The 23,401-nt window shown below is 73.5% G+C and carries 23 protein-coding genes; 13 read left to right on the forward strand and 10 right to left on the reverse strand.

What is annotated here, in order from left to right; translation table 11 throughout:
- Nucleotides 1–40 precede the first annotated feature (40 nt).
- The 6 genes from O7600_RS13580 to O7600_RS13605 all read right to left on the reverse strand — a co-directional run bounded on the left by O7600_RS13580 (nucleotide 41) and on the right by O7600_RS13605 (nucleotide 5,878).
- Nucleotides 41–1,585: a HAMP domain-containing sensor histidine kinase gene (locus O7600_RS13580; RefSeq protein ID WP_281593920.1), complete on the reverse strand. Its 1,545-nt coding sequence runs from the start codon at nucleotides 1,583–1,585 to the stop codon at nucleotides 41–43.
- On the reverse strand, nucleotides 1,582–2,283 hold the full coding sequence (locus O7600_RS13585; RefSeq protein ID WP_088646020.1) for a response regulator transcription factor: 702 nt from the start codon (nucleotides 2,281–2,283) through the stop codon (nucleotides 1,582–1,584). Before O7600_RS13585 ends, O7600_RS13580 begins: the two co-directional genes overlap by 4 nt.
- Nucleotides 2,284–2,347: 64 nt before the next feature.
- Complete coding sequence (locus tag O7600_RS13590) at nucleotides 2,348–2,971, reverse strand: PadR family transcriptional regulator (protein ID WP_281593921.1); 624 nt, start codon at nucleotides 2,969–2,971, stop codon at nucleotides 2,348–2,350.
- Nucleotides 2,968–3,807, reverse strand: coding sequence for a DUF4097 family beta strand repeat-containing protein (locus tag O7600_RS13595; RefSeq protein WP_281593922.1), 840 nt, complete (start codon nucleotides 3,805–3,807; stop codon nucleotides 2,968–2,970). The genes O7600_RS13590 and O7600_RS13595 overlap by 4 nt, the downstream gene beginning before the upstream one ends.
- A gap of 317 nt (nucleotides 3,808–4,124) precedes the next feature.
- Nucleotides 4,125–5,102, reverse strand: coding sequence for a lysophospholipid acyltransferase family protein (locus O7600_RS13600; protein ID WP_281593923.1), 978 nt, complete (start codon nucleotides 5,100–5,102; stop codon nucleotides 4,125–4,127).
- The gene (locus tag O7600_RS13605; protein WP_281593924.1) at nucleotides 5,099–5,878 is read right to left on the reverse strand and encodes a GNAT family N-acyltransferase; all 780 of its coding nucleotides are present in this window, start codon (nucleotides 5,876–5,878) and stop codon (nucleotides 5,099–5,101) included. Before O7600_RS13605 ends, O7600_RS13600 begins: the two co-directional genes overlap by 4 nt.
- Before the next feature lie 163 nt (nucleotides 5,879–6,041).
- Here O7600_RS13605 and O7600_RS13610 point away from each other — a divergent pair, with 163 nt between their 5' ends.
- The 7 genes from O7600_RS13610 (at nucleotide 6,042) to O7600_RS13640 (ending at nucleotide 16,180) form a co-directional block, all read left to right on the forward strand.
- Nucleotides 6,042–6,698: a hypothetical protein gene (locus O7600_RS13610; RefSeq protein WP_281594151.1), complete on the forward strand. Its 657-nt coding sequence runs from the start codon at nucleotides 6,042–6,044 to the stop codon at nucleotides 6,696–6,698.
- A 140-nt stretch (nucleotides 6,699–6,838) separates the two neighbouring features.
- Complete coding sequence (locus O7600_RS13615; RefSeq protein ID WP_281594152.1) at nucleotides 6,839–7,777, forward strand: ABC transporter ATP-binding protein; 939 nt, start codon at nucleotides 6,839–6,841, stop codon at nucleotides 7,775–7,777.
- Nucleotides 7,774–8,598: an ABC transporter permease gene (locus O7600_RS13620; RefSeq protein ID WP_099163808.1), complete on the forward strand. Its 825-nt coding sequence runs from the start codon at nucleotides 7,774–7,776 to the stop codon at nucleotides 8,596–8,598. Before O7600_RS13615 ends, O7600_RS13620 begins: the two co-directional genes overlap by 4 nt.
- A gap of 258 nt (nucleotides 8,599–8,856) precedes the next feature.
- On the forward strand, nucleotides 8,857–12,600 hold the full coding sequence (locus tag O7600_RS13625; protein ID WP_281593925.1) for a multifunctional oxoglutarate decarboxylase/oxoglutarate dehydrogenase thiamine pyrophosphate-binding subunit/dihydrolipoyllysine-residue succinyltransferase subunit: 3,744 nt from the start codon (nucleotides 8,857–8,859) through the stop codon (nucleotides 12,598–12,600).
- A gap of 64 nt (nucleotides 12,601–12,664) precedes the next feature.
- Complete coding sequence (locus tag O7600_RS13630; protein WP_181570103.1) at nucleotides 12,665–12,844, forward strand: DUF6104 family protein; 180 nt, start codon at nucleotides 12,665–12,667, stop codon at nucleotides 12,842–12,844.
- A 160-nt stretch (nucleotides 12,845–13,004) separates the two neighbouring features.
- On the forward strand, nucleotides 13,005–15,071 hold the full coding sequence (gene pta / locus O7600_RS13635) for a phosphate acetyltransferase (protein ID WP_281593926.1): 2,067 nt from the start codon (nucleotides 13,005–13,007) through the stop codon (nucleotides 15,069–15,071).
- Nucleotides 15,068–16,180 (forward strand): acetate kinase, encoded by a 1,113-nt coding sequence (locus O7600_RS13640; RefSeq protein WP_281593927.1) that lies wholly within the window; start codon nucleotides 15,068–15,070, stop codon nucleotides 16,178–16,180. Before pta ends, O7600_RS13640 begins: the two co-directional genes overlap by 4 nt.
- 36 nt (nucleotides 16,181–16,216) lie before the next feature.
- On the opposite strand, the gene O7600_RS13645 is transcribed toward O7600_RS13640, so the two are convergent.
- Nucleotides 16,217–16,390 (reverse strand): hypothetical protein, encoded by a 174-nt coding sequence (locus O7600_RS13645; protein WP_281593928.1) that lies wholly within the window; start codon nucleotides 16,388–16,390, stop codon nucleotides 16,217–16,219.
- A gap of 181 nt (nucleotides 16,391–16,571) precedes the next feature.
- On the opposite strand from O7600_RS13645, the gene O7600_RS13650 reads away from it, so the two are divergent.
- The 3 genes from O7600_RS13650 (at nucleotide 16,572) to O7600_RS13660 (ending at nucleotide 19,144) form a co-directional block, all read left to right on the forward strand.
- Entirely contained in the window at nucleotides 16,572–17,510 is a 939-nt protein-coding gene (locus O7600_RS13650) for an alpha/beta hydrolase (RefSeq protein WP_281593929.1), read from the forward strand.
- A 93-nt stretch (nucleotides 17,511–17,603) separates the two neighbouring features.
- A complete protein-coding gene (locus tag O7600_RS13655; protein WP_281593930.1) occupies nucleotides 17,604–18,137 on the forward strand; it encodes an aminoglycoside adenylyltransferase in 534 nt (177 codons plus the stop codon).
- Nucleotides 18,138–18,178: 41 nt separating this feature from the next.
- Nucleotides 18,179–19,144, forward strand: coding sequence for a chlorophyllase (locus tag O7600_RS13660; RefSeq protein ID WP_281593931.1), 966 nt, complete (start codon nucleotides 18,179–18,181; stop codon nucleotides 19,142–19,144).
- Between the two features lie 84 nt (nucleotides 19,145–19,228).
- On the opposite strand, the gene O7600_RS13665 is transcribed toward O7600_RS13660, so the two are convergent.
- The 3 genes from O7600_RS13665 to O7600_RS13675 all read right to left on the reverse strand — a co-directional run bounded on the left by O7600_RS13665 (nucleotide 19,229) and on the right by O7600_RS13675 (nucleotide 21,947).
- Nucleotides 19,229–20,191, reverse strand: coding sequence for a zinc-binding dehydrogenase (locus O7600_RS13665; RefSeq protein ID WP_281593932.1), 963 nt, complete (start codon nucleotides 20,189–20,191; stop codon nucleotides 19,229–19,231).
- Between the two features lie 77 nt (nucleotides 20,192–20,268).
- Nucleotides 20,269–21,444, reverse strand: a complete 1,176-nt coding sequence (locus tag O7600_RS13670; protein ID WP_281593933.1) for an NADP-dependent malic enzyme — start codon at nucleotides 21,442–21,444, stop codon at nucleotides 20,269–20,271.
- 152 nt (nucleotides 21,445–21,596) lie between these two features.
- Entirely contained in the window at nucleotides 21,597–21,947 is a 351-nt protein-coding gene (locus O7600_RS13675) for a S26 family signal peptidase (RefSeq protein WP_253866177.1), read from the reverse strand.
- An 84-nt stretch (nucleotides 21,948–22,031) separates the two neighbouring features.
- On the opposite strand from O7600_RS13675, the gene sodN reads away from it, so the two are divergent.
- Genes sodN through O7600_RS13690 form a run of 3 tightly spaced genes read left to right on the forward strand, consistent with a single transcriptional unit; the run spans nucleotide 22,032 to nucleotide 23,397 of the window.
- Nucleotides 22,032–22,436, forward strand: coding sequence for a superoxide dismutase, Ni (gene sodN / locus O7600_RS13680; RefSeq protein ID WP_089155059.1), 405 nt, complete (start codon nucleotides 22,032–22,034; stop codon nucleotides 22,434–22,436).
- A complete protein-coding gene (locus O7600_RS13685; protein ID WP_281593934.1) occupies nucleotides 22,433–22,957 on the forward strand; it encodes a GNAT family N-acetyltransferase in 525 nt (174 codons plus the stop codon). The genes sodN and O7600_RS13685 overlap by 4 nt, the downstream gene beginning before the upstream one ends.
- A 32-nt stretch (nucleotides 22,958–22,989) precedes the next feature.
- Nucleotides 22,990–23,397 (forward strand): ATP-binding protein, encoded by a 408-nt coding sequence (locus O7600_RS13690; RefSeq protein ID WP_091570942.1) that lies wholly within the window; start codon nucleotides 22,990–22,992, stop codon nucleotides 23,395–23,397.
- The last annotated feature ends 4 nt before the right edge of the window (nucleotides 23,398–23,401 follow it).

Consider the following 23,401-nt stretch of genomic DNA (forward strand, 5'->3'; position numbering starts at 1 on the left):
CTGTCACCAGCCTGGAATCCGCCTGAATGTTTTCTGTAAGTCACTCGCCCGGCTCCGGCGACTCCGGCAGCAGCGGCAGCTTCACCCGGAACGTGGCGCCCCCGCCCGGCGTCTCGGCCGCCTCGACCGTGCCGTGGTGCGCCGCCACCAGCGCGGCCACGATGGCCAGGCCGAGCCCGGTGCTGGTCGGCCCGCCGGCCCGCCGGGTCCGGGCGGCGTCCACCCGGTAGAACCGCTCGAAGACCCGTTCGGCCTGCTCCGGGGTCAGGCCGGGCCCGGTGTCCGCGACCTCCACCACGGCGACGTTGCCGGTCTCCGCCCGCAGCCGCAGCGTCACCGCGGCGTCCGACGGCGTGTGGGTGAGCGCGTTGGTCATCAGGTTGCCGATGACCTGGCGCAGCCGGGCGTCGTCGCCGAGCACCACCAGCGGGCCGGAACCCGGCTCCCGCTCCAGCTCGATCCGCCGATCCGGGTCCACCACCCGGGCCGCCTCCACCGCGTCCGAGGCCAGCACCGGCAGCTCCACCGGGGCCAGCGCGATCGGCCGCTCCCGGTCCATCCGGGCCAGCAGCAGCAGGTCCTCGACCAGCAGCCCCATCCGGGACGCCTCGTCCTCGATCCGGCGCAGCAGGTCCGCGGTCTGCTCCGGCGCCCGCGCCGCGCCCTGCCGGTACAGCTCGGCGAAGCCCCGGATGGTGGTCAGCGGGGTACGCAGCTCGTGCGAGGCGTCCGCGATGAACTGCCGCATCCGCTCCTCCGAGCGGCGGGCCCGCGCCTCCGACGCCTGCGCGTACGCGGCCGCGTCCCGGGCGCCCATCTCGGCGCTGCGCGCCGCCGCCTCGGAAGCGGCCCGCGCGGTGAACGCGGCCTCGATCTGGGCCAGCATCGCGTTCAGCGCCCGGGAGAGCCGGCCCAGCTCGGAGGTCGGGCAGGCCCGCCCCTCCTCCGGGTCGGGCACCCGCCGGGTCAGGTCGCCGCCGGCGATGGCCGCCGCGGTCCGCTCGATCTCCACCAGGGGCTTGAGGCTGGTACGCACGATGCCCGCGCCCACCGACGCCAGGATGATCAGCACCGCACCGCCGACCAGGAGGTCTATCCAGAGCAGCTGCCGGACGGAGAGATCGACGTCGTCCAGGTTCTGCCCGACGACCCGGTACGAGTCCTCGCCGTCCTGCCGCACCATCAACCGCCACCGCACCCGCTTGTCCGCGCCGTCGTCGGTGAACGCCTCCCCGTTGGCGTGCTCGTCGTACCAGCTCTGCTTGCCGATGCCCGCTGGCAGGTCCTGGTCGTTGAGCGCGCGGTCGCGTGCCACCTTGCCCTGCCGGACGGTGCTGTTCCACTGCGCGACCAGGTAGTCGGTCGGCAGCGTGCTCAGATTCTCCTGACTGACGGTCACGCCCCGGTCGAGCTGGTCGTTCAGCTCGCCGTCTATCCGCCCCACCAGATAGTTGTGCAGGAAGTAGGCGGTGGAGACGCTGATAACCAGCAGGGCCCCGCCGACCAGCGCCAACACGGCGGTGACCAGCTTGAGCCGCAGCGGGACCCCGCGCAGCCAGCCCTTCGCGTCGTGGACGGCGCTCACGCCGCCGGCTTGCGGAGCACGTAGCCCACCCCGCGCAGGGTGTGGATCAGCCGGGGCTGGGTGTTGTCGACCTTGCGCCGCAGGTAGGAGATGTAGGACTCGACGATGTTGTCGTCACCGCGGAAGTCGTAGTTCCAGACGTGGTCGAGGATCTGCGCCTTGCTGAGCACCCGGTTGGCGTTGAGCATCAGGTAGCGCAGCAGCTTGAACTCGGTCGGCGACAGCTGCACCCGCTGGCCGGCCCGGTGCACCTCGTGCGTCTCCTCGTCCAGCTCCAGGTCGGCGAAGGTGAGCCGGGACGGCGCGTGCTCGCCGGTCGCGGTGCGCCGCAGCACGGCCCGGATCCGGGCGGTCAGCTCCTCCAGGCTGAACGGCTTGGTGACGTAGTCGTCGCCGCCCAGGGTCAGCCCACGGATCTTGTCGTCGGTGGCGTCCCGCGCGGTCAGGAACACCACCGGGGTACGCGTGCCACCCTCGCGGAGCATCCGGATGACCTCGAAACCGTCCAGGTCGGGCAGCATCACATCGAGCACGACGAGGTCGGGCCGGTGGTCCTTGGCGGCGTGCAGCGCGGCGCTGCCGCTGGTCGCCGTCGCCACGTCGAAACCGGCGAAGCGCAGGCTCGCGGAGAGCAGTTCGAGGATGTTGGGATCGTCCTCGACGACGAGCAGTCGGGCCTCGGTCTGGGTAGCCGCCATGGCTCCCATCATCCGTGCTCCGGCTGCGGTCGCGCTGGGCGCCACCTGGAAACAACCTGTGAGCTCAGCGGAGCAGTCGCCGCAGCCCGTCGAGCGCGCCGTCGAGCACCCGGATCGCGGTGCGGAGCTGGTTGTCGCTGAGCCGCCCGGCCCGGACCAGGGCGCCCACCTCGACCGTGAACGCGGCCAGCCGCTGGTCGAACTCGGCGAGCAACGGCGACTCGGCCGGGCCGGGCGGGCCGCCGTTGCCGGCCGGCCGCGGCGGCGGGGTCGGCGGCGTCCAGCGGCCCTGCCGGGTCTGCCGGGCCACCTCGCGCAGCTCCCGCTTCAGGTCGCGCACCGAACCGCGTACCTCGGTGCGGATCTCGCCGGCGAGCGCCGCGAGGTCCTCGACGGAGGCGCTGATGTCGGCCTCCAGGGTGGCCAGCTCGTCGGCCCGCTGCCGCAGCTCGGCCCGGCCGGCGTCGGTGATCTCGTAGACCTTGCGCCCGCCCACGGCGGTGTGGGTCACCAGACCCTCCACCTCCAGCCGCTGGAGCCGGGGATAGATGGTGCCGGCGCTGGGCGCGTAGAGGCCGAGGAAGCGCTCCTCCAGCAGGCGGATCAGCTCGTAGCCGTGCTTGGGCCCGTCGTCGAGGAGCTTGAGCAGGTAGAGCCGGAGCCGCCCGTGACTGAACACGGCGGTCACGGCAGGTCCTCCACGTCGTCGGCGTCCGCGACCGGGCGGGCCAGCAGCGCGATGCTGCCGGACGTCGCGGACGCCCAGAGCTTACCGGCGCCCCCGCCGAGCACCCCGTGACTGTCCTTGACCGCGCCGAAGCCGTGCTGGCCGCCGCAGATCTGCGGGAAGCCGCTGGTGATCCGGCCGGAGGTGGTGTGCAGGTGCACGCTGAGGTCGCTGTCCTCGCGGACCCGCACGGTAATGCTGCCGGAGATGGCGCTGAGCCGGATCTCGCTGCCGCGCGGGTTGTCCAGGTCGCAGGTGATCGAGCCGGACACGGCGTGGGCGCGGACCCGCTCGGGTGCGCTGTCGGCCAGGATCAGCTCGCCGGAGACGGTCTCCAGGTCGAGGTCGCCGCCGATGCCGAGCGCCTCGACGGGGCCGGAGACGACCTTGGCGGTGGTGCGGCCACGCAGCCCCATCAGGGTGACCTGGCCGGAGGTGACGTCGACCCGGGTGTCGCGCCGCAGCCCGGAGGCGACCAGCGCGCCGTCGACCAGGTGCAGGTCGGCCAGCGCCTCGGCCGGCACGGCCACGGACACCTCGGCGCGGTAGCGGCGGCGGAGCTGACCCAGCCACCAGAGCACGCCCGGCCAACGGGTGGTCCGCTCGTGCCGGACGGTCAATTGGCCGTCGCGCAGCTCGACCACGAGTGGCCGGCGGCTGATCCGGGTGACGTCGACCCGGGCCGGGCCGTCGGTGGCCACCACGTTGAGCCGGCCGCTGACCAGCCGGACCTCCAGCCGGGTGACCGGCTCGTCCAGGGTGAGCCGCCGCGGGCTGTCGACCGTCCAGCTGGCCATGGTTTCTCCCCTCGTCGCGCGCCGCCCAGGGGCACGCCCGATGACGAGAGAACCATAACGCGATACATCGCGACTGAACAAGTCGCTATCGCGACCGTATCGCGTCGCCTTCCCGCTTGTTGATCAAGGAGTTCGCGTCGAGTTCCGGGCCGACCGCCGACGCAAACTCCTTGATCGACGAGTCGAGTGCGCGTCCCTGCGCTCACCTCATGAACGCCCGAGATCTTGGTACGTGGAGGCCCGCCCTGAGGGCCGCTTCGTACCAAGATCTGTGGGCGTCCTGAGGGGTGGGGCGCGGTGACTGGGCGATGGAGTGGTCAGGCGGCCAGGTCGAGATCCGGCCCGCGGGAAGGGGTACCGGTGATCGGCGGCGCATCTGCCACGGCCGGGGCGCTCCGGGAGCGGGACCGGGGTGCCGGCGCGAGCGGATACCCGGTCGGGTCACCGAGCACCGGGACGGAACGGGTCACCCGGGTCCGGGCGGGCGGCGCCGGGTGGACGGCGGACTCGGCGGCTCGGGCCAGCAGCCGCCGGTCCGCCCCGTCGGCCGGGTGCAGGGCGGCCGCCACGGTGACCGCCACGGTCAGGTCCCGGGCCGCCAGCACCCGGCGCACCGACGCCCAGAGCGTCTCCTCGCCGAGGAACGCGGGCAGCGTGCTCGGGTCGCCGGCGTGCCGGTAGGCGAGGCCGAGCGGTACCACTGGCGCCCCGGCGACGACCGCGGCCTCGAACATCGCCGGTCGGAAGCCCCGGGCGGGGCGGCAGTCCGTCACCGCGCCGCACCAGGTGGTGCCCTCCGGGAACACCGCCACCGGGTGCCCGGCACGCAACGCGTCGGCCACCCGGCCGACCGTGGCGGGCAGCTCGTGCGGTCGGGCGCGGTCCACGAAGACCGTGCCGGCCGCGGCGGCCAGCGCGCCGACCACCGGCCAGCCCCGGACCTCGCGCTTGGCCAGCATCCGGGCCGGCGTGACGGCGAGCACCGCGAGGACGTCCAACCAGGAGACGTGGTTGGCGACCAGCAGCGCGCGGCGGCGCGGCGGCCGGCCCCGGACCGTCAGCCGGACGCCGAGGGCGCGCAGCGTCCCCCGGGCCCAGCGGCGCAGCGCCGCCCGCCGGTCGGGCGCCGGCAGCAGCGGCAGCACCGCGGCCAGGCCGACCCCGGCCAACACCATCGCGAGTACGCCGAGCAGCCGCCCGGCCCGTCGCGCCCACGACACGTCCGGCGCGGCGGGCGGCGGCAGGCAGTCCGGCCCGCAGCCCGAGGCGGGCCGCCAGAGCCCCTCGGCGGTCACGAGCCGACCTCGCCGAGGAAGTGCTTCAGGTAGCGCGGGTTCATCCGGTCCAGCGAGAAGAGCACGTAGAAGTCGGCGCAGCCGAAGTCCGGGTCGTACGCGGGCTCGCCACCGACCCACGCGCCGAGCCGCAGGTAGCCGCGGAGCAGCGGCGGGACGAGCGCCCGGCGTTCGGCGGCGGTCAGCGTGACGGGGTCGACGGCGGCCGGCGCCTCGGCGAGCCAGGGCCGGCGCGGGGTGACCCGCAGCGGCGGCGGAGCGAGATGCCGCGCCCGCACCTGCGCCCACACCTCGGCGGCGGCGGTCCCGCCGTCGGCGACCGGCACCGAGGCGCAGCCGCCGAGCCAGCGCGAGCCACGCAGGTGCAGGTAGCGGCAGATCCCGGCCCACATCAGGTTGATCACCGCCCCGGTGCGGTGGTCCGGGTGCACGCAGGAGCGCCCCGCCTCGACCAGGTCGTCGCGGAGCGGGGCCAGCGGGGCCAGGTCGAACTCGCCGTCGGCGTACCGCCGGTCGGTGCGTCCGGGCGGCAGCAGCCGGTAGGTGCCGACCACCTCCTCGGTGCCCTCGCGGAGCACCACCAGGTGGTCGCAGTGGGCGTCGAACTCGTCGGCGTCGAGCCCGGCGGACCCCGGCGGCAGGGTGGCGCCGAGTTCGCTGGCGAACACCTCGTGGCGCAGGCGTTGCGCGGCCGCGACCAGGGTCGGGTCGTCGGCGATCAGCAGGGTGTAACCGCTGGTCGTGAGCGGTGCGCCAGCGGCGTGCAGAACGGCCATGGGTCCTGTGTAAGGGCCCCGGGTTGCCGCCCCCGGGGTGAGGGGTGTCGATCCGGTGAACGCCCGTCGGCGGCGGCGTGCGCGAACCGGTGCCGGCGGGTGTGCGAGGCTGCCGGGCGACCGCCGACGACGGCGCCGGCGGCGCACGGACCCGGAGGTGCACATGCTCGTCGAGGCCCGCTTCCACGGACCGGACGGCTCCGGCAACGGCGGCTGGAGCGCCGGGATCTTCGCCGCGCTGCTCGACGACCGGGGGCCGGTGGAGGTCACGCTGCGCCGGCCGCCGCCGCTGGACACCCCGCTGACCGGCGGCGACGGCGAGGTGCGCGACCCGGAGGGCCGGCTGGTCGCCGAGGTACGCCGGGTCGAGCCGGTCGACGCGGTCGTGCCGCCGGTGGACCGGGCGACGGCCGAGCAGGCCGCGCGGGCGTACCCCGGTCTGGTGGACCACCCGTTCCCCGGCTGCTACGTCTGCGGGCCGACACGCCCGGACGGGCTGCGGATCTTCCCCGGCCGGTTGCCCGACGGGCGGACCGCCGCGCCGTTCCGCGCGCCGGCCGAGGTGGTGCCGGCGACGGTCTGGGCGGCGCTGGACTGCCCGGGCGGCTGGGCGGTGCTCTCCCCCGGCCGCCCGTACGTGTTGGGCCGGATCGCCGCGCAGGTCACCGCGCTGCCGCGGCCCGGCGACGAGTGCGTGGTGACCGGCCTCGCGGTGGGCGGCGAGGGGCGGAAGGCGGAGGTGCACACCAGCCTGTACGGGCCGGACGGCACCCTGCTCGGCCGGGCCCGTGCCACCTGGGTCGCGGTGCCGGCGAGCTGATCTCCTCCCTGAGGAGGACGGCGCGTACGCATCCCGCCTGATTGACCCCCTTGCGCCGGGTTGGAAGGCTGTGCGGGGCGCCCCCGCAACGGCGCCCCCACCGGCGTGCGTCCAGCGCGCCGGGGCAGGAGAGGAGAATGATGTCCGACGGGCAGCCACGCCCCAGTGCCGCGACCGGCCAGATCATCGTGTCCGGCCTGAGCAAGCAATACAAGAACGTCCGGGCGGTCGACAACCTGTCGTTCACCGTCGAGCCGGGCCGGGTCACCGGCTTCCTCGGCCCGAACGGCGCGGGTAAGACGACCACCCTGCGCATGTTGCTCAACCTGGTCACGCCGACCGCCGGCACGGCCACCATCGGCGGCCACCGGTACGCCGACCTGACCGACCCGCTGCGCACGGTGGGCGCGGTGCTGGAGGCGTCCAGCGCGCACAAGGGCCGCACCGGCATCAACCACCTGCGGGTGATCTGCGCGGCGGCCGGGCTGCCGAAGGAGCGGGCGGACGAGGCGCTCGCCCTGGTCGGGCTCTCCCCGGCGGCGAAGCGCAAGTTCAAGGGCTACTCGCTGGGCATGAAGCAGCGGCTCGGGATCGCCGCCGCGATGCTCGGCAACCCGCAGGTGCTGATCCTGGACGAGCCGGCCAACGGCCTGGACCCGGAGGGCATCCGCTGGATGCGCGGCTTCCTCAAGGGGCTGGCCGCCGAGGGTCGTACCGTGCTGGTCTCCAGCCACCTGCTCTCCGAGATGCAGCTGCTCGCCGACGACGTGGTGATCATCGCCGCCGGCAAGTTGGTCCGGCAGGGTCCGGTCGAGCAGGTGATGGGCTCGATGACGCACGGCGCCCGGGTGCGGGTGCGTACCCCGCAGGCGGACGAGCTGGCCGCGGCGCTGCGCGAGCAGTCCGCCACGGTCGACGCCGACCCGCACGGCGCGCTCCTGGTGGGTGGCGTGGACGCGCCGACCGTGGGCCGCGTCGCGCTGGCGGCCAAGGTGGAGCTGCACGAGCTGACCACCGAGCGACCCGACCTCGAAGGGGTCTTCCTGGAGCTGACGGCCGGAAAGGCGGAGATCCGATGACGCTGGTCCGATCCGAACTGCTCAAGATCCGCACCACCAGCACCTGGTGGATCTTCGCGCTGATCAGCGTTCCCCTGTGGGGGCTCGCGCTGCTCTTCAACTGGCTGCAGACCGACGCGCTGGCCAGCGGCAACGTCGGCGACGTGCCGGCCGACCAGGCCGACCAGGTGCAGGCGGTCTCCAGCGCCGACAGCATCGCGGCCAACCTTTACACCAACGGGCAGTTCTTCGGGCTGCTCATCGTGATGCTGCTCGGCATCGTGGTGGTGACCAGCGAGTTCTTCCACCAGACGGTGACCACCACGTTCCTCACCGCGCCGCACCGCACCGCGGTGATGCTGGCCAAGCTGGCCGCCGCCGGCGTGCTGGCGCTGCTGTTCTGGATCGGCACCACGGTGCTCAACCTGATCTTCGCGCCGCTGATCCTGAACGCCACGGACGTCGGCGCGCAGTTCGGCAGCGGGGCGGTCTGGCGCGCGGTGGCCCTCAACGGGCTGGCCTACCTGCTCTGGTCGGTGCTCGGCGTCGGGCTCGGCGTGCTGATCCGCAGCCAGATCGGCGCCACCGTGACCGGCATCCTGCTCTACCTGGGTGGCACCATCGGCGCGGCCATCGCCATCGGCCTGCTGGCGCAGCGGTTCGGCGACTGGATCAACCAGCTCCAGCTGCTGGTGCCGTCGCTGGCCTCGGGTCTGATGGTCAGCGGCGCCGAGATCCCCGGCAACCCGCCCCGGTGGGCGGGCGCCGCGGTGCTCATCGGGTACGCGGTGGTGACCGGCGCGATCGGCGTGCTGACGATCCGCCGGCGCGACATCTCCTGAGTCGCCGCGCAACGAGTGGCCCCGGCCGGTGACCCCGTGTCACCGGCCGGGGCCGCGGTCGTCTAGCAGGAGTCGCCGGATCACGCAGCGTTTGCCGAACTTCTGGCATCTTCTGTGAAACGGGCCACCAGCCGGAGGCGAGAATGCCTGCGGCAATCGCACGGCGTAGCCTGGGATCCGTCTTCCGTGCCCCGGCGAAGCGGGCACGGGAGCCACCGCGTGACATTCACAACCGCGTGAAAGAGGCGATTAGCGGCCGTGTCGACCCAGCAGACATCGCAGGAGAACCCACTGGCGGGTTTCGGCCCGAACGAGTGGATCGTCGAGGAGATGTACCAGCGCTACCTCGCCGACCCCTCGAGCGTCGATTCGGCCTGGCACGACTTCTTCGCCGACTACCGGCCGGCGCCGGGCGCCGCCACACCGCGTGCGGAGGCGCCGGCCAAGCCGGCCGCCAAGCCCGAGCCCGCGGAGCAGCAGGAGGCCGTGGCCACGGTCACCGAGCAGCCCGCCCCCGCCAAGGCCGCCCCCGCCCCGGCCAAGCCGACCGCCAAGCCCGCCGCCAAGCCGGCGGCGAAGGCGCCCGAGCCGGCCCCGGCGAAGAAGGCCGCCCCGGCCAAGCCGGCCGCGAAGGCGCCGACCGCGAGCGCCGCCGGCACCACCACGCTGCGCGGCGTGGCCGCCAAGATCGTCCAGAACATGGACGCGTCGCTCGCCGTCCCCACCGCCACCAGCGTGCGCGCGGTCCCGGCCAAGCTGCTCGTCGACAACCGCATCGTGATCAACAACCACCTGGCCCGCGGCCGGGGTGGCAAGGTCAGCTTCACCCACCTGATCGGGTACGCGCTCGTCCGCGCGGTCGTCGAGCACCCGGAGATGAACAACTCCTTCGCCGAGGTCGACGGCAAGCCGGCGATGGTCCGCCCGGAGCACGTCAACCTGGGCATCGCCATCGACCTGGTCAAGCCGGACGGCTCCCGCAACCTGGTCGTGCCGTCCATCAAGGGCTGCGAGCAGATGGACTTCCGGCAGTTCTGGCAGGCGTACGAGGACGTGGTCCGGCGCGCCCGCCGCAACGAGCTGACCATGGAGGACTACTCCGGCACCACCATCTCGCTGACCAACCCGGGCGGCATCGGCACGGTGCACTCGATCCCGCGCCTGATGCAGGGCCAGAGCGCCATCATCGGCGTCGGCGCGATGGAATACCCGGCGCCCTACCAGGGCATGAGCGAGGCCACCCTGGCCGAGAACGCGGTCAGCAAGGTCATCACGCTGACCAGCACCTACGACCACCGGATCATCCAGGGCGCGCAGTCCGGCGAGTTCCTCAAGGTGATGCACGAGCTGATGCTCGGCGAGCGCGGCTTCTACGACGAGATCTTCACCTCGCTGCGGATCCCGTACGAGCCGGTGCGCTGGATGCGCGACGTGGCCGTCGACAGCGAGGGCCAGATCAACAAGACCGCGCGGGTGCACGAGCTGATCCACGCGTACCGGGTGCGCGGTCACCTGATGGCCGACACCGACCCGCTCGAGTTCAAGATCCGTAAGCACCCCGACCTGGACGTGCTCCAGCACGGGCTGACGCTGTGGGACCTCGACCGGGTCTTCCCGGTCAACGGCTTCGCCGGCCAGCAGCGGATGAAGCTGCGCTCGATCCTCGGCGTGCTGCGTGACTCCTACTGCCGCCGGGTGGGCATCGAGTACATGCACATCCAGGACCCGGAGGAGCGCCGCTGGATCCAGGAGCGGGTCGAGCGCAAGTACGAGAAGCCCAGCTCCGACGAGCAGAAGCACGTGCTCAACCGGCTCAACGCCGCCGAGGCGTTCGAGACCTTCCTGCAGACCAAGTACGTCGGCCAGAAGCGCTTCTCGCTGGAGGGCGGCGAGTCGCTGATCCCGCTGCTCGGCGAGGTGCTGGAGTCCTCCGCCGAGGCGGGGCTGGACGAGGTCGTCATCGGCATGGCCCACCGGGGCCGGCTCAACGTGCTGGCCAACATCGTCGGCAAGCCGTACGAGAAGATCTTCTCCGAGTTCGAGGGGCACCTCGACCCGCGCTCCACGCAGGGCTCGGGCGACGTGAAGTACCACCTCGGCCAGAACGGCAAGTTCACCACCCCGGACGGCGAGCACGCGGTCAAGGTCTCGGTGGTGGCGAACCCGTCGCACCTGGAGGCCGTCGACCCGGTGCTGGAGGGCATCGTCCGGGCCAAGCAGGACCGGATCGACCTCAAGCTGGAGGGCTACACCGTGCTGCCGCTGGCGGTGCACGGCGACGCCGCCTTCGCCGGCCAGGGCGTGGTCGCCGAGACCCTCAACCTGTCCCAGCTGCGCGGCTACCGCACCGGCGGCACCGTGCACGTGGTGGTCAACAACCAGGTCGGTTTCACCACCGCCCCGGAGTACAGCCGGTCCAGCCTCTACAGCACCGACGTGGCCCGGATGATCCAGGCGCCCATCTTCCACGTGAACGGCGACGACCCGGAGGCCGTGGTCCGGGTGGCCCGGCTCGCCTTCGAGTACCGGCAGGCGTTCAACAAGGACGTCGTGATCGACATGGTCTGCTACCGCCGGCGCGGGCACAACGAGGGCGACGACCCGTCGATGTCCAACCCGGAGATGTACAAGATCATCGACTCGAAGCGGTCGGTCCGGAAGCTCTACACCGAGGAGCTGATCGGGCGCGGTGACATCACCGTGGAGGACGCCGAGGAGCTGCTGCGCGACTACCAGGGGCAGTTGGAGCGGGTCTTCAAGGCCACCCGGGACGCCGCCACCAGCCCGCGCCAGCTCAGCCGCCCGAAGCGGGAGGACGAGCCGGAGCCGCAGGTCGACACCGCCACCGACGCCGCCGTGGTCAAGGCGATCGGCGAGGCGCACGTCAACCTGCCGGAGGGCTTCACCCCGCACAAGCGGATCCAGCAGCTGCTGGAGCGGCGGCGGAAGATGTCCGTCGAGGGCGGCATCGACTGGGGCTTCGGCGAGATCATCGCGTTCGGCTCGCTGCTGCACGACGGCGTGACGGTCCGGCTGGCCGGGCAGGACTCGCGCCGGGGCACGTTCGTCCAGCGGCACGCCTCGGTGGTCGACTCGAAGACCGGCGACGACTACCTGCCGTTGAAGTCGCTCACCGCCGACGGCGAGCGGTCCCGCTTCTTCGTCCACGACTCGCTGCTCTCCGAATACGCCGCCATGGGCTTCGAGTACGGCTACTCGGTGGAGAACGTCAACGCGCTGGTGGCCTGGGAGGCCCAGTTCGGTGACTTCGTCAACGGCGCCCAGTCGGTGATCGACGAGTTCATCTCCTCCGGCGAGGTGAAGTGGGGCCAGCGCTCGGCGGTCACCCTGCTGCTGCCGCACGGCCACGAGGGGCAGGGACCGGACCACACCTCCGGCCGTCCGGAGCGCTTCCTCCAGCTCTGCGCCGAGGACAACATGCGGGTGGCCATCCCGACCACCCCGGCGAACTACTTCCACCTGCTGCGTCGCCAGGCCCTGTCGCCCAAGCGCAAGCCGCTGGTGGTGTTCACGCCGAAGTCGCTGCTGCGGCACAAGCTCTGCGTGTCGCCGGTGGAGGACTTCACCACCGGCACGTTCCAGCCGGTGCTGGCCGACACCGCCGCTCCGGCACCGGAGCAGGTGAAGCGGGTGCTGCTCTGCTCGGGCAAGGTCTACTACGACCTGTTCCAGGCCCGGCAGGAGCGGGGCGTCACCGACACCGCGATCCTCCGGATGGAGCAGCTCTACCCGCTGCCCGTCGAGGAGGTCCGGGCCGCGCTGGCGCAGTACCCGAACGCCGAGGACTTCGCCTGGGTCCAGGAGGAGCCGGCCAACCAGGGCGGCTGGTCGTTCGTCGCGCTCAACCTGCTGGAGCACCTGCCCGAGGTCCGGCTGCGCCGCATCTCCCGCCCGTCCGCCGCCGCCCCGGCGGTCGGCTCGGCGAAGATGCACGAGGTCGAGCAGAACGCGCTGATCGAGGCGGCTCTCCCCCGCCCGTGACATCACCCGCAGCGGCCCGCCCCGACATCGGGGCGGGCCGCTGCCGTACGACGAGAGGAACACCGTGTACTTCACCGACCGTGGCATCGAGGAGCTGGTCGAGCGCCGGGGCGACGAGCAGGTCAGCCTGGAGTGGCTCGGCGAGCGCCTGCGGGACTTCGTCGACCTGAACCCCGAGTTCGAGACCCCGATCGAACGCTTCGCCACCTGGCTGGCCCGCCTCGACGACCCCGACGACGAGTAACGCCCTCGCCTCTCGCGATCTTGCGGTTACGGCCCCGGCGAAGGCCACGAATCGGGCATCTCGTGGACCGGAAGTGCAAGATCGCCGGGGCGGGGCGGGGCGGGACGGGACGGGGCGAAGGACCTGGGCGCGGGTTCGCGCGATCTTGTAGCGTGAGGTCGTGGCGCGCAGCGTGTACCTGACCAGTGTGGGGTCGGGCGGGGGCAAGTCGACGGTGGCGCTCGGGCTGGCCGAGCTGCTGTCCCGACAGGTCGGGCGGATCGGCGCGTTCCGGCCGCTGGTCGCCGGCGACGGCGCCGACCCGATCCTGGCCCTGCTCACCGAGCGCTACCGGGTCGAGCTGCCGGTCGGCGAGCTGCACGGCGCCACCTATGCCGAGGCCACCGAGCTGGTCGCGAACGGCCGCCGGGAGGAGCTGATCTCGGCGATCGTGGCCCGCTACCGGGACGTGGAACGACGCTGCCCCGCCGTCGTGGTGGTGGGCAGCGACTTCGCCGACGGGGACGGCGCCGGCCCGCGCGAGCTGGCCTTCAACGCCCGGCTGGCGACCGAGTTCGGCAGCGTCGTGGTGCCCGTGGTGGACGGCTTCGGGCAGCCGCCCGAGGCGATCGCGGCGGCGCTGCGCGGCGCGTACCACGATCTGGCCGACCTCGGCGCGACGGTGGTCGCGGTGGTCGCCAACCGCGTGCCCGGGCCGATGACGCTGCCCGAGCTGCCGGTCCCCGCGTACGCGATCCCGGAGGTGCCGACCGTGTCGGCGCCGACGGTGGCCGAGGTGGCGGCGGCGCTCGGCGCCACCCTGCTCGCCGGCGACCAGGCCGCGCTGGACCGCGACGTGCTCGACTACGTCGTGGGCGCCGCACACGTGCCGACGCTGCTGGACCACCTGACCGACGGCGCGCTGGTGATCACCCCGGGCGACCGCGCCGACCTGCTGGTGGCGGCCGGCGCCGCGCACGTGGCGGGGCAGGTGTCGCTGGCCGGGCTGGTGCTCACGCTCGGTGAGCAGCCCGACCCCCGGGCGATGCGGCTGGTCGAGCGGATGAACACCGGGCTGGCCGTGCTGTCGGTGCCCACCGACAGCTACGACACGGTCGAGGCGTCCAGCCGGATCGAGGGCCGCCCCAGCACGGCCAACCCGCGCAAGGTCGACGCGGCGCTGGGCGCGTTCGAGCGCTGCGTGGACACCGACGACCTGGCCCGGCGGCTGCGGGTCACCCGCTCCGCCCGGGTCACCCCGCTGATGTTCGAGAACGACCTGATCGACCGGGCCCGGGCCCGCCGTCGCCGGCTGGTGCTGCCCGAGGGCGCCGAGGAGCGGATCCTGCGCGCGGCGGAGGTGCTGCTGCGCCGGGGCGTCGCCGAGCTGACCCTGCTCGGCCGCCCGGACGAGATCGCCCGGCGGACCCGGGAACTGGGCGTCGACGTCGGCGACGCGCAGATCGTCGACCCGGCGACCAGCGAGTGGCGGGACGAGTTCGCCGCCACGTACGCGAAGCTGCGCGCGCACCGGGGCGTGACGCCGGAGCTGGCGCACGACATCGTGGCGCAGCCCAACTACTTCGGCACGATGATGGTGCAGACCGGCCACGCCGACGGGATGGTCTCCGGGGCCACGCACACCACGGCCGCGACCATCCGGCCGGCGTTCGAGATCATTCGGACCGTGCCCGGCGTCTCGGTCGCCTCCAGCGTGTTCTTCATGCTGCTCGCCGACCGGGTGCTGGTCTACGGCGACTGCGCGGTCAACCCGGACCCGGACGCCGCCCAACTCGCCGACATCGCCATCTCCTCCGCCGACACCGCGGCCCGGTTCGGCATCGAGCCACGGGTGGCGATGCTGTCGTACTCCACCGGCAGCTCCGGCGCCGGCGCGGACGTGGAGAAGGTCGCGGCGGCCACCGAGCTGGTCCGCGAGCGGCGGCCGGAACTGCTGGTCGACGGCCCGATCCAGTACGACGCGGCGATCGACCCGCAGGTCGCCGCGACCAAGCTGCCGGACAGCCCGGTGGCGGGACGCGCCACGGTGTTCATCTTCCCGGACCTGAACACCGGCAACAACACGTACAAGGCGGTGCAGCGCTCCGCCGGCGCGGTCGCGGTCGGCCCGGTCATGCAGGGCCTGCGCCGGCCGGTCAACGACCTGTCCCGGGGCGCCACCGTGTCCGACATCGTCAACACGGTGGCGATCACCGCCATCCAGGCCGCCGCGGAGGCGTCGGAATGAGCCGCATCCTGGTCCTCAACAGCGGCTCCTCGTCGGTCAAGTACCGGCTGTACGACGGCGACGAGGTGCGCGACAAGGGCACCGTGGAGCGGATCGGCGAACCCGGCGGCGGGCCGGCCGACCACGAGAGCGCGGTCCGGGAGATCATCGAACGGCTCGACCTGACCGGCCTGGCGGGCGTCGGGCACCGGGTGGTGCACGGCGGACGGCGGTTCAGCGCTCCGGTGCTGATCGACGAGGCGGTGGTCACCGGGATCGAGGAGCTGGTCCCGCTCGCCCCGCTACACAACCCGGCCAACCTGGCCGGCATCCGGGTGGCCCGGGAGGCGCTGCCGGACACCCCGCAGGTCGCCGTCTTCGACACCGCGTTCCACCACACGCTGCCGGAGGCCGCCGCCACGTACGCGATCGACCGGGAGACCGCCGAGCGGTACGGCGTGCGCCGCTACGGCTTCCACGGCACCTCGCACGCGTACGTCTCGCGGCGGGCGGCGGAACTGCTCGACCGGCCGTACGCCGAGCTGAACACGATCACGCTGCACCTGGGCAACGGGGCGAGCGCGTGCGCGGTGCGGGGCGGCCGGAGCGTGGCCACGTCGATGGGCATGTCGCCGCTGGAGGGCCTGGTGATGGGCACCCGCAGCGGTGACCTCGACCCGACCGTCATCTTCCACCTGCGCCGCGAGGGCGGGATGGGCGTGGACGAGATCGACGACCTGCTCAACCACCGCAGCGGCCTGCTCGGGCTGACCGGCGTCAACGACATGCGGGAGGTGCTGGCCCGCCGGGACGCCGGCGACCCGCACGCGGCGCTGGCGTTCGACGTCTACTGCCGCCGGATCACCGGCTACGTGGGGGCGTACTACGCGTTGCTCGGGCGGGTCGACGCGATCGCGTTCACCGCCGGCGTCGGTGAGCACGCCGCGCCGGTCCGGGCGGCGTCGCTGGCCGCGCTGGACCGGCTCGGCGTCGCCGTGGACCCGCGCCGCAACGACGGCACCGGCGACCGGGTGATCTCCCCGGCCGGCGCCGAGGTCACCGTGCTCGTGGTCGGCACCGACGAGGAGCGGGAGATCGCCCGCGAGACCCGCGAGGTGCTGGCCGCCTGACCACCCTGATCGACCCCACCTCGCCGACGACGTGGTTCAGCCCAGGGCGATCCACGCGATGAGGCCGACGACCACCACGGCGGCGACGGCGAGGCCGGCGATCAGCGGCAACCGGGACGGCGCGGCCGCGGCCGCGGCCGGCTCGGGCGCGTCCACGAAGGCGCGGAACTGCGCGGTGTTGCCGCTCGGGTCGGTGTAGTTCTCAGCCATGCGGGTGACCCTAGCGAAGCCCGCCGTCCCCGCGTGCCCCGCCGTGCCGGCGTCGACGGACCCGGGCGGCCGGCGCGCGCAAACCCGCCCGGGCGGTGGAGGCACGGCCCGGCCGGGTGGCGGAGGCAGCCGGCCCGGACGGCGGGCGCGGCCAGGCCGCTCGGCTGCCTACCGTGCAGGCATGACGGGGCAGCGGCTGGTGGCCGTGCTGATGACCGCGCTGCTGGCCGGCTGCGGGTCGGCCGTCGCCACCACCGGTCCGGTCCCGGCCGCGCCGGAGCGCCCGTACGCGGTGGGGATGCGACAGTTCACCGTCGACCCGGACGGCATCCGCCCCCTGCCGGTCACCGTCTGGTACCCGGTGGAGCCGTCCCCCTCCCCCGGCCCGGTCACCGCCCCTCCCGCCGCGCCGGGTGTCCGGGCGAGGGCCCGGGTGGCCGTCGGGCGCTTCCCGGTGGTCGTGTTCAGCCACGGCCTGCGCAGCCTGCCCGGGCTGCACGCGCAGCTGACCACCCGCTGGGCCGCCGCGGGTTTCGTGGTGGCCGCGCCCACCTACCCCCGCACCAACCTGCGCGCCCGGAGCTTCACCCGCGACGACGTCCGCAACCAGCCGGCCGACGCCTGGCGGCTGGTCCGACACCTGGTCCGCCTGGGCGCCCGCCCCGGTGACCCGCTCGGCGCACACCTGGCCGTGGACCGGTTCGCCGCCGCCGGGCACTCCGCCGGCGGTCACACCACGCTCGGCATGTTCGCCGCCGGACAGCCGTTCCCGGTACGGGCCGGGATCGTGATCGCCGGTGGCCGGCCGGTCGCCGGCGTCGCCCGGCCGCTCGCGCCGATGCTGTTCGTGCACGGCGGCGCCGACCGCGTCGTGCCGGAGTCGATCGGCCGGGCCGCGTACGCCCGCTGTCTCGGGCCGGCCGCGTTCCTGAGCCTGCCCGGTCAGGGCCACGGCGAGTACCTGAACCCCGGCCGGCCCGGCTTCCCCCAGGTGCTCGCCACCACCACGGACTTCCTGCGCTGGACGCTCTACGCCGACCGGGCCGCGCTGCGCCGCCTCCCCGCCGACGCCACCGCCCCCGCCCTGACCGCCTTCACCACCCGCTCCTTCCCCTCCTGACCCCCGGTTCCCGCCTCGTCGATCATGAAGTTGACGGCGACAAACCGGACACCGAACCCCGCCAACTTCATGATCGACGGTTAGGGTGCGGGCGTGGACGGGCTGGCCGGGCGGCAACTTGGCGCGATTCGGGAGGTCGTCGAGGTGGCCGGGGTGGCCGGGGTCGAGGTGTGGCTGCGGGGTGGCTGGGCGATGGACTTCCATCTCGGCGCGGTGAGCCGCCCGCACGTCGACGTCGACTGGTACTGCTGGCGCCGCGACGCCGAGGGACTGTCCGCCCGGCTGGCCGCGCTCGGCTGGCGGCCCGACCCGCGGATGCCGGCGGCGACGCAGCTCGACGTGCTCCGGGGCGACGTCGAGCTGAGCTTCGCGTACCTGGACCGGGACGAGGCCGGACGGGTGGTGGTCGGGGCCGGCCCGTGGGCGGGCACTCCCCTGCCGGAGGGGATGCTGAACGGTCCGTCCGGCCGGATCGGCCCGCTCACCGCGCCGGTGATCAGCGTGGCCGCGCAGATCGAGTTCAAGGAGATGTTCCCGGTCTGGATGCCCGACCGGCCGCGCCGCGCCAAGGACGCCGCCGACCTGGCCCGTCTCCGGGCGTCCACCGGCGGCCACCCGCTGCGCTGACCCGACCGGGTCGCTCCCGATCGCGAGGCACAATCGAGTTCATGCGCCGTCGTCCCGTCGCCCTGGCCACCGCCGCCGCCCTGTTCGGCGCCGGCCTGACCGGCTGTTCCGAGCCGACCGCCCCGACCGGGCGGCCCGCACCCGACACCCCGCCGACGACCACGGCGCCCACGCCGCGCGTACCCGCCGGGAAGGCGCCCACGGAGAGCTTCGCGGTCGGCGTACGCCAGGTGAAGCTGAACCGCGACGGCGACCGGCCGTTGCCGGTGACGCTCTGGTACCCGGCGGAGGGCGCGGCCGGTGGCGCGGCCGAGCGGTCCGCGCCGGCGGCGGACGGGCGGTTCCCGGTGGTGCTGTTCAGTCACGGCCTCGGCGCCCGGCCGGAGGACTACCAGGTGCTGCTCACGCGCTGGGCGGCGGCCGGTTTCGTGGTCGCCGCGCCGCGCTTCCCGCACACCGGCCGGGGTGGCGACGGCAACCCGCTGGACGTGCTCAACCAGCCGGCCGACGTGTCGTACGTGCTGACCCGGGTGCTCGCCCTCGGCGAGAAGGCGGGCGACCCGCTGCGCGGCCGGCTGGATCCGGAGCGGGTCGCGGCGACCGGGCACAGCGCCGGCGGGGTGACCACCATCGGGCTGTTCACCGCGGGGCGGGACGAGCGGCTCGACGCCGGCATCGTCTTCGCCGGCACGGGGCTCGGCGTCGGCACCGCGTTCGCCGGGGCCGCCGCGCCGCAGCTGTTCGTGCACGGCGAGGCGGACGAGGTGGTGTCGTACGCGGCCGGCCGCGCCGTCTACGACGCGGTGCCGTGGCCCAAGGCGATGCTCAGCCTGCCGAAGGGTGACCACGGTCGGGCGTTGCTGGGTGACGGCAGGGCGCTGGGCGTGGTCGCCGACACCACCGTCGAGTTCCTGCGCTGGACGCTCTACGGCGACCCGGCGGCGAAGAAGCGTCTGCCCGCCGACGCCGCCAGGGGCGGCCTGGCCACCCTCGACGACCGCTTGTAAGGAAGGGCCCCTTCTTAACGCCTCCGGTAGAGAAGGGGCCCCTTCTTAACATGCCGTCCGCGCGGCCGGCGCGCGCCGTGCGGGTCAGGCGGTGTGGTCGATGACGACCTTGCCGAAGACGTCGCCGGAGTGCAGCCGGGCGAACGCCTCGGCGATCCCGCTGAACGGCACCACCCGGTCCACCACCGGGCGGACCTCGTGCTCCGCGCAGAACGCGAGCAGTTCGGCCAGCTCGTCCGGGGTGCCCATGGAGGTGCCGAGGATCTCCAGCTGCATGGCGAACACCCGACGCAGGTTGACCTTGGGTTCGTGCCCGGCGGTCGCGCCGGACACCACGATCCGGGCCATCGGGGCGGCCGACTTCAGCGAGTGGTCGAAGGTGGCCGCGCCGACCGTCTCGATCACCACGTCGACCCGCTCGGGCAGGCGGGCGCCGGGCTCCAGCGCGGTCGCCCCCAGCCCGGTGATGCGCTCCCGCTTGGCGGCGTCGCGGCTGGTCGCGTACACCCGCTTGCCGAGCGCGACGCCGAGCGCGACCGCCGCGGTGGCCACGCCACCGCCGGCGCCCTGGACCAGCACCGACTCGCCGTCGGCGATCCGGCCCTTGGTGGTGAGCATCCGCCAGGCGGTGAGCCAGGCCGTGGGCAGGCACGCCGCGTCGGTCGCCGACAGGCCGTCGGGCAGCGGCAGCAGGTTCATCCGGGGTACGGCGACCAGCTCGGCGAACGTGCCCTGGTAGTGCTCGGAGAGGATGGAGACCCCGCGCGGGTCGCCCGGGGTGGGCACCACCGGGTAGATGACCACCTCGTTGCCGTCCGGGTCGGTGCCGACCGCGTCACAGCCGAGGATCATCGGGAGCTGGTCGGCGGTCAGCCCGACGCCGCGCAGCGACCAGAGGTCGTGGTGGTTGAGCGAGCTGGCCCGCACCCGCACGGTGACCCAGTCGTCCTGCGGGTGGGTCGGCTCGGGACGGTCGCCGACGGTGAGCGCGGCGAGCGGGTTGTCGGCGTCGAAGGCCGAGGCATAGGCGGCACGCATGATCGGCACGGTAACAAGCTGAGCGGCCGTTAAGAAGGGGCCCTTCCTCTACCGGAGGCGTTAAGAAGGTGCCCCTCCTTACACCCTCAGCGGCGGGCGACGCCGTCGCGGCGGGCGGCCTCGGCGACCGCGTCCGCGACCGCCGGGGCGACCCGCGGGTCGAGCGGGGACGGCACGATCGCGTCCGCGGTCAGCGACTCGGCCACCACGCCCGCGATGGCGTCGGCGGCGGCCACCTTCATCGCGTCGGTGATCCGGGTGGCGCCGGCGTCCAGCGCGCCCCGGAACACGCCCGGGAAGGCGAGCACGTTGTTGATCTGGTTCGGGTAGTCGCTGCGCCCGGTGGCGACCACCGCCACGTGCCGGGCGGCCACCTCGGGGTGGACCTCCGGGGTGGGGTTGGCCAGCGCGAAGACGATGCCGCCGGGGGCCATGCCGGCCACCGCCGCCTCGGGGATCTGGCCGCCGGAGACGCCGACCAGCACGTCCGCGCCGCGCAGCGCCTCGGTGACGTCACCCTGGCGGCCCTCGGCGTTGGTGAGTTCGGCCAGCTCGGCCTTGGTGCCGGTCAGCTCGCGGTGCCGGCCGATGATGCCCCGGGAGTCGCAGACCACCACCCGCGCCGGGTCGACGCCGCCGGCGATCAGCATCTTCGTCACCGCCACCCCCGCCGCCCCGGCGCCGCTGACCGCGACCCGCAGGTCGCCGAGCTTGCGGTTGAGCAGCGTCGCCGCGTTGCGCAGCGCGGCCAGCACGACGATCGCGGTGCCGTGCTGGTCGTCGTGGAAGACGGGGATGTCCAGCGCCTCGTCCAGCCGGCGCTCCACCTCGAAGCAACGGGGGGCGCTGATGTCCTCCAGGTTGATCCCGCCGAACGAGGGCGCGATCGCCCGGACCGCCGCGACGATCTCGTCGACGTCCTGGGTGTCCAGGCAGACCGGCACCGCGTCCACGCCGCCGAACTGCTTGAACAGCACCGCCTTGCCCTCCATCACGGGCAGCGCGGCGCGCGGGCCGATGTTGCCCAGACCGAGCACGGCGGAGCCGTCGGTGACCACCGCGACGGTGTGCGACACCCAGGTGTAGGTGTCGGCGAGGTCGGGGTCGGCGGCGATCGCCTCGCACACCCGGGCCACACCCGGGGTGTACGCGAGGGAGAGGTCCTCCCGACTGGTCAGCGGCACCGTCGAGGTGACGGCCATCTTGCCGCCGACGTGCAGCCGGAAGACGGGATCAGCGGGGTCCGGGGTGGACGAAGACATGGTGACTCCAGGATCTGTCGATGCAGACGGACCGGCCGGCGTGGTCAGCGGTGGTCAGCGACCGGCGGGGCGGCGGTGCGGGGGTCACCCGGGCACTTTCCGAGCATAGTCACGCACCGGCTCCCAGGATGTGAGCGGGGTCATATCCGCCGCTACCCCTGCCGGCCCCTGATCCGGGCCGGACGCGGCCACCAGCGGGCCACCACCCGGCCGCGGACGTCGGCCACGCCGTAGGCCCGGGAGTCGTCGGCGACCAGGTCGTTGTCGCCGCGCAGCCACCAGCCGCCGGCGCGCGGTTCGACCGCGCGCTTGACCACCAGCAGGTCGGGGCGGGTGCGGAAGACGGCGACCACCACGTCGCCGGGGCGGACCGGCCGGCCACCGGTGCGGACCAGCACCGCGTCGCCGTGGCGCAGCGTGGGCGACATGGACGGGCCGGTGACCAGGACCGGCACCAGCGGGCCGCGCAGCGCGGGCACGGCGTGTTCGTCCACACCTGGCACCGGGTTTCACCTCCCGCCCGCTGGAAAGCATCTCCAGGAGTAGTGTCGTCTTGGATCATCGCAAACATCCCATGGAGGACCCTGATGCGCCTTCCCCGCATCCTCACGCCCCGTGTGACCGCCAGTGCCCACTGTGACCTGCCGTGCGGCGTCTACGACCCGGCGCAGGCCCGGATCGAGGCCGAGTCGGTCAAAATGATCTGCGAGAAGTACCAGGCCAACACCGACCCGGAGTTCCGCACCCGCGCCATCCTGATCAAGGAGCAGCGGGCGGACCTGGTCAAGCACCACCTGTGGGTGCTCTGGACCGACTACTTCAAGCCGCAGCACTTCGAGAAGTACCCGCACCTGCACCAGCTCTTCAACGAGGCCACCAAGCTGGCCGGCGCGGCCGGCGCCAAGGGCGGCACCGACCCGGCCAAGGCCGACGAGCTGCTCTCGAAGATCGACGAGATCTCGAAGATCTTCTGGGAGACCAAGCAGGCGTGACGTCGCCCGTCGCGGCACCGACGATCCGGCCGGTACGTCCCGAGGACGTACCGGCCGTCGTCGCCATGGTGCACGAACTCGCCGAGTACGAGCGCGCCCCGGAGCAGTGCCACCTGACCGCCGAACAGCTCCACGCGGCGCTCTTCCCGGCCGCTCCGGCGCTCTTCGGCCACGTCGCGGTGGACGCGGCCGACGAGCCGGTCGGCTTCGCCCTCTGGTTCCTCAACTTCTCCACCTGGGCCGGCGTGCACGGCATCTACCTGGAGGACCTCTACGTCCGGCCGGCGGCCCGGGGCACCGGCGCGGGCCGGATGCTGCTGGCCACCCTCGCCGCGATCTGCGTCGAGCGCGGCTACGAGCGCCTCGACTGGTGGATGCTGCACTGGAACCCGGCGGCCCGCTTCTACGCCTCGATCGGGGCCACGCCGATGGACGAGTGGACCCCGTACCGGCTCACCGGGGCCGCGTTGCGCGACCTCGCCGCGCGGACGACGCCCGCGCCCACCCGTCCGACCGCCTGACCGGGTAGAGTCCCGCACCGGGGGGATGAGGCGTGACTCAACTGACCGGGCAGCCGACGACGGACGACGACGTCGTGCACCTCACCGTGCCCGCCGACGGTGGTTACCTCGGCGTGCTCCGCACCGCCACGGCCGGCCTCGCGGCCCGGCTCCAGTTCGCCCTCGACGAGATCGAGGACCTGCGCATCGCGGTCGACGAGGCGTGCGCCATGCTGCTCGCCATCGCGACCCGCGACGCCGAGCTGGAGTGCCGCTTCGCGGTCACCGAGGACGCGCTCACCGTCGAGGTGACCGTGCCGACCGTGCGGGGGGCCACGCTCCCGTCCGAGTCGTCCTTCGCCTGGAAGGTGCTCACCGCGCTGACCACCTCGGCCGGTGCCCACGCGGCCGACGGCCGCGCCACCATCTCGCTGCTGACCCGACGCGCCCGCGGCTACTGACCCA

The organism is Micromonospora sp. WMMA1998, assembly GCF_027497375.1.
Classification (GTDB): Bacteria; Actinomycetota; Actinomycetes; order Mycobacteriales; family Micromonosporaceae; genus Micromonospora; species Micromonospora sediminicola.